At 39.2% G+C, this 14,194-nt stretch carries 13 protein-coding genes and 1 other annotated feature; of the genes, 4 read left to right on the top strand and 9 right to left on the bottom strand.

Annotated features, from left to right (window positions below; translation table 11 throughout):
• Nucleotides 1-158: 158 nt before the first annotated feature.
• On the bottom strand, nt 159-1,733 hold the full coding sequence (locus B2V22_RS04395; protein ID WP_290490760.1) for a peptide chain release factor 3: 1,575 nt from the start codon (nt 1,731-1,733) through the stop codon (nt 159-161).
• A gap of 236 nt (nt 1,734-1,969) precedes the next feature.
• Between B2V22_RS04395 and B2V22_RS04390 the strand changes: the two genes are divergently transcribed.
• Nucleotides 1,970-2,422: a GNAT family N-acetyltransferase gene (locus B2V22_RS04390; protein WP_290490759.1), complete on the top strand. Its 453-nt coding sequence runs from the start codon at nt 1,970-1,972 to the stop codon at nt 2,420-2,422.
• 578 nt (nt 2,423-3,000) lie between these two features.
• Here the strand turns inward: B2V22_RS04390 and yghU are convergent.
• Nucleotides 3,001-3,801 carry a glutathione-dependent disulfide-bond oxidoreductase gene (gene yghU, locus B2V22_RS04385; RefSeq protein WP_290490758.1) on the bottom strand — a complete coding sequence of 267 codons (801 nt, stop codon included), beginning with the start codon at nt 3,799-3,801 and terminating at the stop codon, nt 3,001-3,003.
• A gap of 162 nt (nt 3,802-3,963) precedes the next feature.
• Here yghU and ndk point away from each other — a divergent pair, with 162 nt between their 5' ends.
• A complete protein-coding gene (ndk, locus tag B2V22_RS04380) occupies nt 3,964-4,377 on the top strand; it encodes a nucleoside-diphosphate kinase (protein ID WP_290490757.1) in 414 nt (137 codons plus the stop codon).
• 112 nt (nt 4,378-4,489) lie between these two features.
• On the opposite strand, the gene B2V22_RS04375 is transcribed toward ndk, so the two are convergent.
• The 6 genes from B2V22_RS04375 to B2V22_RS04350 form a co-directional block, all read right to left on the bottom strand.
• Nucleotides 4,490-4,978, bottom strand: coding sequence for a redoxin family protein (locus B2V22_RS04375; RefSeq protein ID WP_290490756.1), 489 nt, complete (start codon nt 4,976-4,978; stop codon nt 4,490-4,492).
• Between the two features lie 33 nt (nt 4,979-5,011).
• Nucleotides 5,012-5,956: a homoserine O-acetyltransferase MetA gene (metA, locus tag B2V22_RS04370; RefSeq protein WP_290490755.1), complete on the bottom strand. Its 945-nt coding sequence runs from the start codon at nt 5,954-5,956 to the stop codon at nt 5,012-5,014.
• Nucleotides 5,957-6,065: 109 nt separating this feature from the next.
• Nucleotides 6,066-6,298: a binding site (T-box leader), on the bottom strand.
• A gap of 117 nt (nt 6,299-6,415) precedes the next feature.
• Nucleotides 6,416-7,777, bottom strand: a complete 1,362-nt coding sequence (gene mgtE / locus B2V22_RS04365; protein WP_290490796.1) for a magnesium transporter — start codon at nt 7,775-7,777, stop codon at nt 6,416-6,418.
• Nucleotides 7,778-7,953: 176 nt separating this feature from the next.
• Nucleotides 7,954-8,835: an RluA family pseudouridine synthase gene (locus B2V22_RS04360; RefSeq protein WP_290490795.1), complete on the bottom strand. Its 882-nt coding sequence runs from the start codon at nt 8,833-8,835 to the stop codon at nt 7,954-7,956.
• Between the two features lie 83 nt (nt 8,836-8,918).
• Nucleotides 8,919-9,758: an NAD kinase gene (locus tag B2V22_RS04355; RefSeq protein WP_290490754.1), complete on the bottom strand. Its 840-nt coding sequence runs from the start codon at nt 9,756-9,758 to the stop codon at nt 8,919-8,921.
• Nucleotides 9,759-9,838: 80 nt separating this feature from the next.
• A complete protein-coding gene (locus tag B2V22_RS04350) occupies nt 9,839-10,552 on the bottom strand; it encodes a GTP pyrophosphokinase (RefSeq protein ID WP_290490753.1) in 714 nt (237 codons plus the stop codon).
• A 208-nt stretch (nt 10,553-10,760) separates the two neighbouring features.
• On the opposite strand from B2V22_RS04350, the gene B2V22_RS04345 reads away from it, so the two are divergent.
• Together B2V22_RS04345 and B2V22_RS04340 are read left to right on the top strand one after the other, a co-directional pair.
• Complete coding sequence (locus B2V22_RS04345) at nt 10,761-11,351, top strand: CYTH domain-containing protein (RefSeq protein ID WP_290490752.1); 591 nt, start codon at nt 10,761-10,763, stop codon at nt 11,349-11,351.
• 213 nt (nt 11,352-11,564) lie between these two features.
• Nucleotides 11,565-12,260, top strand: a complete 696-nt coding sequence (locus B2V22_RS04340; RefSeq protein WP_290490751.1) for a DsbA family protein — start codon at nt 11,565-11,567, stop codon at nt 12,258-12,260.
• 122 nt (nt 12,261-12,382) lie between these two features.
• On the opposite strand, the gene pepF is transcribed toward B2V22_RS04340, so the two are convergent.
• Nucleotides 12,383-14,179 carry an oligoendopeptidase F gene (gene pepF / locus B2V22_RS04335; RefSeq protein WP_290490750.1) on the bottom strand — a complete coding sequence of 599 codons (1,797 nt, stop codon included), beginning with the start codon at nt 14,177-14,179 and terminating at the stop codon, nt 12,383-12,385.
• Nucleotides 14,180-14,194: the final 15 nt, after the last annotated feature.

The raw sequence follows: 14,194 nt of genomic DNA, 5'->3' as shown, positions 1-14,194 counted from the left end.
CTATCGCATAGACATCCATACGTCATTACGTTCCTATAAGATGTTCTAAAAATTCAGAATTCCCCGACGCTTTCCGATCATACGACGGCACTCACTTGGAAGTAATTGTTCGGATTTGGTTGAACCCGTCAATTCTAACCGCCTTTTCTCACACCTACCTATAATAAAGTTTCTAAGTGTACATCCGGGTACTTACCTTGGAACCAGTTTACAGCAAAGTTGTTTTCAAATAGGAAAACAGGATTACCATGGATATCCTTACATAGTAAGTTACGACTTGAAGACATCTTCGGATCCAACTCTTCCTCAGAAATCCAACGGGCGATTTTATTCCCCATTGGTGACATGTCTACTTCTGAGTTATATTCATTTAATAAGCGGTATTGGAAAACTTCGAATTGCAGTTGCCCAACGGCACCGATAATATATTCTTCAGAATGCCACGTTCTATACAGTTGGATGGCACCCTCTTGGACTAATTGTTGCATCCCTTTATGGAATGATTTTTGTTTCATGACGTTTTTAGGTGAAACTTTCATGAACAATTCTGGGGTAAATTGTGGTAGTGGTGGGAAGGCTACGGCCTTTTTGCCTGTATAAATGGTATCCCCAATTTGGAAGTTCCCTGTATCATACAAACCAATGATATCGCCAGCTACAGCTTTTTCAACGTTCTCTCTTGAATCGGCCATAAAGCGGGTAGTATTGTTCAATTTGATTTTCTTGTCAGTACGGGTTACTTTTACATCCATTCCCTCTTCAAAGGCACCTGACACGATACGGACAAAAGCGATCCGGTCACGGTGACGTGGGTCCATGTTGGCTTGGATTTTAAAGATAAAACCAGTTAACTCAGGATTTGTTGGCTCAATTTTTTCCCCTTCTTCAACAGTCTCCACTGCAGAAGGTGCTGGCGCGAAATCAACAAAAGCATCTAGGAAGGTTTGAACACCGAATCCTGTTAAGGCAGAGCCAAAGAATACTGGCGTTAATTCACCGGCAGCAATGGCGTCTGCATCAAAACCGTTACCAGCTTCACGCATTAATTCTGCGTTTTCCAAGGCTTCCGTATAAATAGAAGATTCTTTGAATTTAAAGTCACCTTCAACTTCACCGTCTTCGTTCAATGGCAGAAAGTCATTATCACCATTTTCTTCTGGATGGGTTAATTCCACACGGTTGTTGTAGAAATCATATAAACCAAGGAATTGTTTCCCCATACCCATTGGCCAGTTCATCGCGTAGGCATCGATGTCTAAAACTTCTTCAAGTTCAGCAACTAAGTCCATTGGCTCGCGACCATCACGGTCTAATTTATTCATGAAGGTGAAAATTGGAATGCCACGCATACGACAAACTTGGAATAATTTCTTAGTTTGGGGCTCAATCCCTTTACCTGAGTCGATTACCATCACGGCCGCATCTACGGCCATCAAAGTACGGTAAGTATCCTCAGAAAAATCCTCATGTCCTGGGGTATCAACTAGGTTAATTTGGTAACCGTCGTAGTCTACCTGCATCACTGATGAGGTCACGGAAATCCCACGTTGTTGCTCGATTTTCATCCAGTCAGACTTGGCGAATTTACCTGATTTTTTCCCTTTAACAGTACCTGCTTGACGGATAGCACCTGAGTATAATAATAATTGTTCTGTAATCGTCGTCTTACCAGCATCCGGGTGGGAAATGATGGCAAAGGTACGGCGTCTTGCTACTTCTTGCGTTAAGTTCATCCTCTTCATCCTTTTTCAATTTTTGATTTTTTATTAAAAATATCGTTCTAATTTGTCGGGCGTGCAATTTCTATAGCGTGCTAAGATAATCACACTCCCTAAAATATGCCTTTCTATAATACCATATGCGTCAAGTAATTTAAAATTGCAAATCACATAATAATTATCCCCGCTTATGTTATAATGAATCTATCATTTTTAGCACTAAATTCATTTTTTATTGAAGGAGAAATGGCATGAAGACCGTTTGGACCAATGATATCAATTCAGAGCCCTATAGGGACGCTTTAAAAGTTAGAAAAGAAGTCTTCGTAGATGAACAAGGCATCGATATTGACGAAGAAATCGATAAATACGAAGCAGATTGCTTACATATGGTTGGCTACAACAGCGATAATGAACCCGTTTATACAGCGCGTTTACTCGCCTTAACACCGAATGCAGCCAAATTACAACGTGTAGCAATTGCTCAAAAATATCGTGGCCAAGGACTAGGCCGTGAATTGATGGCCGTTGTTGAAGAGAAGGCATTAGAGGAGCATTTCTCACAAATCATTTTGGGTGCCCAAGAGCACGTGACCGGTTTCTATGAAGCGCTTGGCTATGAAAACATGGACACACCAAAATATATGGACGCAGGCATCATGCATGTCGATATGGAAAAAAATATCAGTCACGTCAACGATTGACTGCTTGACTAAAACAACCCATCTAAAAGCTGTATCTGTCAATGAACAGGTACAGCTTTTTCTGTGGATCAACTTTAAAGTTTATTGGTTTTGCACATCCTACATCTTTACCTGATATCATTTGTTTTCTCTATTAGCACCCAGTAGACTCTAGTTAAAGTAGTCGAGCCTTTTTCAATAAAATAGGAACTTTCCCTCAGTCGCTCCATCGAAATGACGGTTTTTGCAAACCAACGAAATGGTCTCCTTATCAGTTAGCATTCAGAAAAGTCTTAACGAATGGTTGATTTACTGCCTGATCATCATCCTACTTTTGATGATCGTGAAGTTCATTCATTTGCAAGTAAGCCATATAGCGACTACTTCAAGGATATTTTCTAATGACGAAGCCTTATCCAACAAATACTAACGCCCCTATCTCTTGCTCTGCTTTTACTAATTAGGGCTAGCGAATCTTCCATCCAAACCACCGCCACATTAGGGTCTTGATTCTGGACACTCAAGTAAAATCTGTATAATAACAAAACCCTGTAAAGTTAGATTTCGGTCTAACGATACAGGGTTTTTTCGTGTATATTTTACGCTTGGTCTAATGGTTTGTATTCTGCTGCTAAACCACGTTGAACTGCAGGGCGTTCGTTGATTTTGTTGGCCCATTCAACTACATTTTTGTATGATTCAGCATCCAAGAATTCTTTAGATCCTTCATATAATTCACCAAGGACTAAACGGCCATACCATGACCAGATCGCGATATCCGCAATAGTATATTCATCACCCGCGATAAAGTCACGGTTAGCCAATGTTTGATCTAGTAAGTCTAATTGACGTTTGGTTTCCATTGTAAAACGGTCAATTGGGTATTTTAATTTTTCAGGTGCATAATTAAAGAAGTGACCGAAACCACCACCTACATAAGGACCGGCACCAATTTGCCAGAATAACCAGTTCAAGGTTTCAGTACGACCATGGATATCTGTAGGGATTAAGTGACCAAATTTTTCAGCTAAATACAGTAGGATTGAGCCTGATTCAAAAACGTTTAAAGCGGGTTCTTGACTTTGGTCTACTAAAGCCGGAATTTTAGAGTTTGGATTGATTTTAACAAAATCAGAACCAAATTGGTCCCCGTTTCCAATATGAATTAAAAATAAGTCATATTCAGTTTCAGATACACCTAGGTCTTTCAATTCTTCTAGTAAAATAGTAATTTTAATCCCGTTTGGTGTTCCCAAAGAATACAATTGTAAATCAGCTTCTCCAACAGGTAGCGTTTGTTCAAAACGGCTACCAGCAGTTGGACGGTTACCCCCTAGATTCTTGATTTCTTCAGCTTCATTTTCCCATGTCCATACACTTGGTACAATATACTCGCTCATTTAATCGCTCCTTTTTTTAATCCTCACTTGCTTACCTAAATATACCACTCCCCTCCTAGAAAAGTTAAATCATTCGCTCATTGGAACATTTAAAAAATGGGTAAATAACTGGTAAATTCCAAGGAGTTACTTATAATAGTAAATTAAAGGAGGCTTTTCATTATGCCTGAACAAAAAACTTTTATTATGTTGAAACCAGATGTATTAAAACGAGGCTTGATGGGTGCCATTATCTCGCGTATCGAAGATCAGAATTATTTTATCGAACGCGCCCAGATCATGGAATTAGACAAACAAATGGTGGCCCACCATTACGCTCACTTATTGAATGAAGATTTTTATCCTAAGCTTGAAACTTATATGCTTTCAGGCCCAGTTTTTGCCATGGTGGTTACAGGTGATAATGTCATTGAGGGGATGCGGAAAATCATAGGGGCAACTGATCCACGCGAAGCAGCGCCTGATACCATTCGCGCTGATTTCGCTAGAAATGTGACTGAAAATGCCATCCACGGTTCAGACACAGAAGAGAATGCGGCTATTGAAATCACTCGTTTCTTCAGCACTTACGAATAATATTGAATATTTATTAGACCGAAAGAGCCTTCACTCACCTGCACCCTCATCTCCAAACTGAGGGTTAGCAAGCTAGTGAAAGCTCTTTTTTCATTAAAAATATTTAACTAATCTAAATCAATTGATCAGCGGCAGCTAGAACGGCATCATAATTGGGTTCGTCCCGCATGTCCGCAACGATTTCGATGTATTGGATTTGATTGGCGTCATCTACCAATAGGACAGTCCGTGCCAGTTTACCATTCTCCACCATTTCAAGGCCTGAGGCTTTAGCAAAATGGCCCGCCTGGTCAGATAGATAGGTCATGTCGACATTGTTGGCATGGCACCAGTTAGTAATATCAGTAGGATCGTTGAAAGAAATAGTTAAAATCGGATAATTCTTTTCTTTAGCTATCGCTGCGAAACGGTTGGTTTGGATGTCACAAGTCTTGGTATTGATATCTGGCACTATAGAAATAACGGTTAATCCTTTGATATAGTCGGCTAATCGCACGACTTCTTTATCGCAGTTGTATAGGTCCACTAAAGGTAACTGGTCGCCTCTTTGCAAGGGTTGCCCCGCTAAATGGATGATTTGGTCGCCTCTTGTTATTTGCATCATTTTTCTCCTTTATTTTAATTAGAAAAGCGATTAAGCATTCTTTTTGCCTTGCCAAGAGTCACTAATTTGTTCAATAACAAATGGCGTTACTTGATAAACATAGTAGTTTAACCAGTTGGCATAGATGGTGTTAGCTGCTGTCCGCCATTTCAATTTCGGCGTCTTCTCTGGGTTGTTGCCAGGATAGTAATTGACTGGCAGTTCAATTGGCTTTCCAGCTTCAACGTCACGCTTGTATTCCTTATCTAAGGTTTCAGCATCATATTCCGCATGGCCGAAGATAAATACAAAACGTGAATCAGTTGACTGAGCGATTGAAACCCCAGTTTCTTCTGAACCAGCTAGAATTTCTAGGTCAGGTGCCTGTTCAAAAGATTCAGTTGGCACAGTCGTGTGGCGAGAGTGTGGCATATAGAATAGTTCATCCATTCCACGTACTAAAGAAACTTTTTTATCTCTCAATTCTTGCTCGTAAATACCAAATAGTTTTTTGTCTAAAGGTTGTTTGCCAATCCCGTAATGGTGGTAAAGGGCCGCTTGAGCGCCCCAACAAATATGCAAGGTTGAAAAAACATGGTTATTTGACCATTCCATGATAGATACCAATTCGTCCCAGTAATTCACCTTTTCGAAATCTAGGTGTTCAACCGGTGCACCAGTAATGATCATCCCGTCAAAGTAGCGGTCTTTAATTTGGTCGAAGGTTCGATAGAATTCTTTTAGATGGTTTTCTGAAATATGCGCCGCTTGGTGTGACTGCATATGGATAAAGGTCACGTTCACTTGCAGTGGTGAGTTACTTAATAACCGCAGCAACTGCTCCTCCGTCGCTTCTTTAGTCGGCATTAAGTTCACAATAACCACTTCTAAAGTACGAAAGTCCTGCATGGTTGCACGACGTTCATCCATAACAAAAATATTCTCTTGGGTTAATTTTTGTAATGCTGGTAAATCTTGAACAACTTTAATTGGCATTGATATTCCCTCCATTTTATCACTCTAGCTTCATCAAGCTAGCTAAGCGATTCTTCCCTTATCATCTTCATTTTACATAAAAAAAAGTCCTTATAATACAACACAGTATTATAAGGACGTCTGGAACGTGGTACCACCTTACTTTGCGAACTATCAGCTCGCCTCATTCGTACAATCATACGAAGATAGGTTATCGACTATCAATCGCAAGTGCTAAAGGTAAGTACATTCTACACTCGTCACTCCCAGACCATTTTCAAAGGAAATACTTACACCTACTCCCACCAACCGTAGATTCTCTGAGCAAAGATTTCCATTTACTTATCTTTTCAATGTGATTCATTTTTTATGTTTATCATCAAGTTCTTATATTTCTATAAGCAAATATTAAAACAATCTACTTAAACTGTCAACCGTTACCGGTTATCCCTATTACTTATTTGTGATATTCAATTGCATTTACGCTAAAAATTGTAGGAATTGTGAGGCGATTGAAAAATAAATTAATACTGACGTTAAATCGGATAGCGTTGTAATAAAGGGTCCTGATGCAACCGCAGGGTCAAAGCCCAGCTTGTCCATCAAAATAGGAATCAATGATCCAGCTAAATTAGCCACTGTAATCGCCGCTAACATAGAGACACCAATTACCCCACCTAATACAAAATTGCTTTGCCAGATACCGACAACCGTCATGATGACTAATCCTGTCACGGCACCCGCAATTAATCCAGTCATAATCTCACGTAAAATCATTGACCCCATAGTAGAGGCTTCATCTTCTGGTGTCGCCAATTTACGAACCGCAACCGCTAAAGACTGTGTCCCTGCATTCCCTGAGGTACCGGTAATTAATGTAATAAATAAGGACAAAGTCGCTACTTCAGCAATCATATCTTCATATTGGCTAATCAAAGTAGAAGTGCCCATTCCTAGAAATAGCAAGGTAATCAACCATGGCAAACGTGATTTCGCTGAATTCCAAGGTGATGAATATTGCTCATCCACGTCTACCCCGGCCAAACCAGAGTAGTCTTGCATGGCTTCATCATTCAAGACATCGATAACGTCATCGACGGTTACGATACCAATCAGTTCCCCTGTTTCTTCAACAACGGGTACCGCTAGGAAATCGTAGTCTTGAATGGTACGAGCAACATTGATTTGGTCTTCGTTAACATCTACTGAAACGACACGGTCAGACATCAATTCATTGATCATGACATTCCCGTCATTAACAATCAAATCACGCAAGGATAGTACCCCGACCAAACGGTTGTCATCATCTACCACGTATAAGTAGTAAATGGTTTCAGCGTTTGAGGCTTTGGCACGTAACATGGTCATGGCTGACTTAACAGTTTGATTGGTAGTAATCGATACAAATTCAGTGGTCATAATCGACCCTACTGTCTCGTCCGCATAATGCATCAAGACTTTAATATCATCTGCTGCCGCTTTTGGCATCAGACGCATGTATGTCCGCACTTTTTCAACGTCTAACTCGTTTAGAATATCCACGGCATTATCGGTATACATGTATGAAAGTACGTCCGCAGCGTATTTATCATCCATATCATATAGGAAGTTCAAAATACGGTCGTGATCGTCTTCATCAATAATATCGTAAACTTCAGCTAGTTCTTGCGGCGCTAAATAATCGTGCAATTTCACCCGTTCAGCTGGATCCAAAGTCAGGTAAATCTGTGCTTGATCATATGTATGGTTTTTGAAGAATTCTTCTCTAAACCGGTCTCGGTCATTATGCTGCAATGCCTCTATAATACTTTCATAGATTTCCTCATCAGTAGGCTGACTCATTTCAAAGATTTCCACTTCTTCGTTTTCTGTTTCTCGATTATCTAAGACTTCTTTATTTTCATCGCGACTCATATTCTCACCCCTATGTCATTTTTGATATGTTGTAATGTTGATTGATGTTGTAACAAAGCTGTCACAGCTTTTATTTTAACAGATGCCAACCATTGTAATATAACCTATAGGTCAAAGCAAGCAGAAATGTCCTCCGGCAAGGGAGCCTGTATTTCAACCATTTCACCGGTAAATTGATGCTTGAACTTGAGAGACCGACAATGCAAAGCTTGTCTTTGAATACCATGGTCCATTTGACCACCATACAAGTCGTCTCCAATAAGTGGTGCACCATTAAAAGCAAAATGCACCCGGATTTGATGAGTACGTCCAGTATGTAACTGTACTTTATAGACTTTTAAGGCATCCACTTGTTCAGACAGCCAATACTCTGTTAAAGCCGATTGGCCTGATTCGTGAACCCGTCGTTCAATGATTGACCGCGGACTTCTAGCAATCGGATCATCAATAAAACCATGGTCACGGTCAGATACTTTTTTATCCGAAACAGCTAGATAGGTCTTTTCAATGCCTTTTTGCTGCATTTGCTGGTCAATTAAGCCATGGGCAAAAGCGTGTTTCGCAAATAACATGACCCCACTCGTATCCCGGTCCAACCGCGTCACCACATGGATGACCTGGTTGTCATAATTCTGACGTTGGTAATAGGCTTTTAAAATGTTAGCCATGGACCCTTGCGGATTGTATTGGGACGGAATAGAGGTGTAGCCAGCCGGTTTGTTGACGGCGATGTAATGGTCATCTTCAAACAAAATATCAATCGGCAGGTGAATGGCCTCGATGATTTCTTGCTTCCCCTCATTCGGCAAAATGACCGTCACTTTATCGCCGACGGTCAATTGGTGACGGACATTCTCTTCTTGTCCGTTTACTAAAATTTGCCCTCCATGAAACTTGATTCGGGACAATAGTCGCCTAGAAATTCCCCTGTGTTTCAAAAAGGTACGCGTTAACAAAGCTTCATCTGCTTGCCATTCGAATACCATCATAAAAATTGTCGACCTTTCATTTATGCTACTTTACTTGTTAATTTAATCTACTGCCTTTTTAAATACTAAGTGATGAAAAACTAATTTTCTTCCTTTGTTAGCTTGCGCTTTGGATAGTCGTTGATTCCGATAAATGAGTTTTCTACTCTGTCCCAAAAGTGCATGTGACGATAACGGGCAAAATGTACCCGCTCTTTGGCTACACGGTAAGTGATTTTCTCAACATCATTCAAAGGCATATTCAAATGGTCTAAAGACAAGAATACGCCAGTCATGGCATGTTCTTTGGCCGGTTTTAAGACAATCCACTCATCCTTAGCGATTAATAAGGGACTGGCCAAAGACCGGTATACTCGGTTATTAATTGAGGCAATCTCCGTCATTTGAATGGTATCTAAACGAGGGTGGACAACGGCCCCCCCTAAGGATTTATTTAACCCTGTTGAACCAGTTGGGGTTGAAATACACAAGCCGTCTCCTTTAAAGAATTCAAATTTTTCTTCTTTAATAAAAATCTCGCAAGTCATTGTCCCCTCATACCGTCTAATAGCAGACTCATTCAAAGCAATGTGGCGAATCACTTGGCCATCACTGTATTCAATTTCGACTTCTAGTAGGGGATAAGACACAGTTTCACCCGAATCATTACTTAAGGCTGCAAGGAATTCAGGCAATTCACTCTCTAGCCAATCTGTATAAAAACCTAAGTGTCCCGTATGTAAACCAACAAAACGAACAGAGTCTAATTGGTCCGCATAAGTATGGAAGGTTTTTAGTAAGGTGCCATCTCCACCAACGGAAATTGCTAATTCAGGATTTACATCATCCAATTCAAAGCCTGAGCTTGCACAAGATGCATAAATCATATCGCGAATTTTCTTAGAACTTTCAGTGTCACTGTATCGTACTGCCACTCTCATCTATATGCCCTCCACAATTGATTTAGTCACCGTTATATTTATATCTTCATTCCCATTGCAACTTGATCAGAATATTTTAATCAATCATCAAACTGCAATGGGCGTTTATGTTTGTCTTCTATTTGATTTTCTACTGGAGTAGGGAATTGTGTTTTCTGCCTACTATTTGAACCAGTCGTTTGAAAATACTTCTGGGCTTCTTTAATTTCTTCACGGATTTCAGACATTTCCTCGTCTAAACGAAAGGCTGCTTCAGCTGCTCTTTCAAGTCGTTGGTGCAATTCTAAAGGATAATCGCCCGCATACTTGTAATTCAATGAGTGCTCAATCGTCGCCCAAAAGTTCATCGCTAACGTCCGCACTTGTATTTCAACAAGAATCGAATCGGTCCCCGTAATTCTTTCAATCGGATAAGCAATGACAATATGATATGAACGATACCCACTTGCCTTCTTATGGCTAATATAATCACGTTCAACAATAATGTCAAAATCTTCACGCTGATGAAGAATTTCAACGACTTGATAGATATCTTCCACAAACTGACACATGATGCGAATACCACCGATATCTTCAATCACGGTTTCAATATTATGTGCGTTTAGATCTAATACTTCTCTAAACTCAGCTTTTCTTAAAATACTGTCAGGTCTCTTTACCCGGCCAGTAACAAATTCGATTGGCGAATGAATATTTGCTTCTTCAAATTCCGTACGAATACCCTTAAATTTAACTTTTAACTCCTCGACAGCCTGTCGATACGGCGCAAGAAAACTATGCCAATCTTCCACCATCTGGTCACCCACTTTATTTAATCTACTTGCATACACATCCTGTATATTCTATCACAAAAACCATTGATTTATAATAATAAACGCAAAGATAGCAAGTTATCTTTGTCTTTTTATTCGTATAAAATGCATGGTACCGCCAACCCCTTTTATTGTAAAAGTTATGTTAATCTTGATATACTTGAAGCGAATATAGAAAAGAGGCGGTCCAATGGCAGAACATTTAGAAATAGAATACAAAAATATTTTAAATCAAGCAGAGTACCAGGAGTTGTTTAACTACTATAATTTCGCAGAAACTGCCCCCCTAACCCAAGAAAATATCTATTTTGATACTAAAGATCATGAATTGCGCAAACGGCATATTGGTTTACGTGTGCGTATAACAGATACTTATGTCCATTTAACAATGAAACAACCTGTTAAAGACCATCAGAAATTGGAAACAACTGAAAAATTGACCCTTATCGATGGCGAATCTATTAAAGAATCTGGACGAATAAGCCATGGCGGTGAGGTTGCTGATTTCTTAGAAACAATTGATATTGCACTTGATGACTTAGTCATCATCGGGCAGTTTAAAACTGTCAGACACCAACAAGTGGTTGAAGGTCAAGATATGGTGTTAGACCACTGTTTCTTCCAAGACTACGAGGATTTTGAACTTGAAGTTGAAACAAATAATCCAGAAACTGGCCTCGTTTTTTATCAAAATTTATTGCAAAAATTTCAAATTCCACAACGGCCAATTAAACAAAAAATCGTGCGTATGAACCAATCAAACGATGGTCCCTTAAGCTAAATTCAGTTATGCTGTCAATCTTTTACCTATAAGAAGGTAAAGAAATCCTCTTAGCCGAAACAAATAGATTGCAGTTTTAAAGTTAGCCTGTTAGAATTGGTGAATAGTTAAGAACTCGATGTGATTAGATTATTTGTTAAAACTAATCAATAAAAAATTAAATAAATTAAAGTAAATATGATCGTTTTAAAAATATGAGTAAAGGAGTGGAGTATGGCACAAAAGATTGTTCAAACGAATAGCAGTAAAAAAATAACGCCAGACGCCTGTAAGCATAAACACGTGTTTGAAGTTTTTTTATTTGTTAACCCGTTCGGTGACACCTGTCTAAGCTGCGAAGAAGAAGTGTTGAAGTTTGTACAACAAACGGATAAAAAAGTTTACTTCCGTTTTATCACAACATCAGATATGCAGACCTTTAACAACTACATCAAGGCACTAGATAAACCTTTATCTTTAGCTGACCGTAACAGCTTGTATCTTGCACATCAAGAAGTCTGTAAGGGCTACAAGGCTGCTCTACTGCAGGGGAAGAAAGTTGGCCGTGAGTACTTGATGAAGATTCAAGATTACTTCGGTCGCCAAGGTAACCCTTACTCACACGAAAAAATGCTAGAGATCGCGCAATCTAAGCGTCTTGATACGGACATGTGGTTGCAGGATTTGGATTCAGAGCTTACACAAGAAGGCATTGTGGCTGATGCTAAGTTGGCTCGCCAAATGCAAATTTCAGCCAATTCTACTGTTGTTGTATTTGATAATATCAATTACAAATATGGCTTTAAACTTGAAGAAAATATCACTCTTGAAAACTTAGAATACCTAACTGATCAAATGATGGTACCTTCTGAGGAAGCTATGGATGAAGAAATGAATCAAAAACCAATTTTAACTTGTATTAAAAAATAAAATATATCCAAAAGAGGTCGGAAAATTCCGACCTTTTTTCGTCTCGTCATCAAGGGATTGAAATCTTTAAATGGCGATTTAAAAAGGACTGTAGTGAATGCTACAGCCCCTTCAATCTATTTCTATTTGTTTAATAAGCCTTTTAATTCAGCTAATCTTTGCTCGAATTGGGCAAAGGTTTCTTCGATATAAGTGGCATTGGTCATATCAATACCCGCTTTTTGCATAACATTAATTGGAAAATCGGATGAACCTGATTTCAAGTAAGTTAAGTACTTGTCAACGGCACCATCTTCACTCTCTACTATACGTTTAGCCAATGTGTTGGCGGCAGAGAATCCTGTTGCATACTGGTAAACATAGTAGTTCATGTAGAAGTGAGGGATACGAGACCATTCTAAAGCGATTGTTTTATCCTCTCCGATTGACGGACCATAATAGGCCTTGTTTAATTCGAAGTAGTTTTCACTAAGGAAGTCTGCTGTTAAAGGTTGCCCGTTTGCATCAGATTCATGCATGAATTTTTCAAATTCAGCAAACTGAGTTTGACGGAAGATTGTGCCCTTTACGCCATCAAGATAATGGTTCAAGATATAGATTTGTGCATCCTTATCATCAATCGTATCCAGTAAATATGAAGTTAATAAGTTTTCGTTTGTCGTGGAGGCAATTTCTGCTACGAAAATTGAGTAGTCACCATATACGTATGGTTGGTTACTCCTAGTGTAATAAGAGTGCATTGAGTGACCTAACTCATGAACTAGTGTGTACAAGTCATTCAACGAATCTTGCCAGTTTAGTAAGATATATGGGTTGGTATCATAAGCACCTGACGAGTATGCGCCTGAACGCTTACCTTCATTTTCGTAAACATCGATCCATTTCTCGTCAAAGGCTTTGGCCAAGTCTTTCAAGTATTGGTCACCTAAAGGCGCTAAAGCTTTAAAGGTAATCTCTTTAGCTTCTTCGAAAGTAAATTTCACCGGTGCATCACCTGTTAATGGTGTGTACATATCCCACATTTGTAAGTCATCAAGACCTAGCATGTCTTTTCTTAAGGCAACATATTCATGTAATAGATTTGTATTCTTTCTTACTGTATCTACTAATGTGTCATAAACACTTTCTGGAATATTGTTGTTGTCTAAAGCTTTTTGACGTGCTGAATCGTAGTGACGAATTTTAGCCGTATAATTATGTCCTTTAATATTACCAGACATCAATGAAGCGTTGGTATTTTTAACCCCTTCATAAGTTGCATAAAGTTGTTTAAAGGCATTTTCTCTAACAGAACGGTCTGCACTTTCTAGTAGGACACCGTATGAACCGTGAGAAAGAGTAACATCATTGCCCTCTTCATCTTTGACTTTACCGAATTTTAAATCGGCATTGTTTAAAAGTGAGAAAGTTGTTGAAGAGCCACCAAATATTTCGCTAGCACCAGCAAGTAAAGCCTCTTCATTTGGTGATAACACATGCGCTTTCTTCGCAAATAACTCACGGAAGAAGTGACCATATTCAGAGTGGTTTTCCAATGTTTTTTGTACCTCTTCAGATACTGTTAATACTTCTGGCTCAAACCAAGAGATTTTTTCACTAACTTGAGCAAGTAAGGCACCTGCTTGACTGTTGTAAGTTAGGTACTTGTTATTTCCTGTATCTTGGTCATGTTTTAAATGTGCGTAAACATATAGGGATTCCAATTCACGGCTCAACGCTAATAAGGCCTCTAATACGGTTACCACTTGGTCAGCACCTTGGTCTAAAGTGCCTTTATAGTCCTGAAAAGCATCCGCTTTTGCTGGGAATCCACTTAAGGCATCCTCAAAAGCTTGATCATCTGGGAAGATACTGGTTAAGTCCCATTGAAACGCACTGTCTACTTCATTTCTAGGTTTTACTTCAAAAATTTTTGCCATAATATACCTCCGATT

The organism is Aerococcus sp. UBA6277 (assembly GCF_002440555.1).
In the GTDB taxonomy this organism is placed as follows: Bacteria; Bacillota; Bacilli; order Lactobacillales; family Aerococcaceae; genus Aerococcus.
This window is presented reverse-complemented; position numbering and strand designations above follow the sequence as displayed.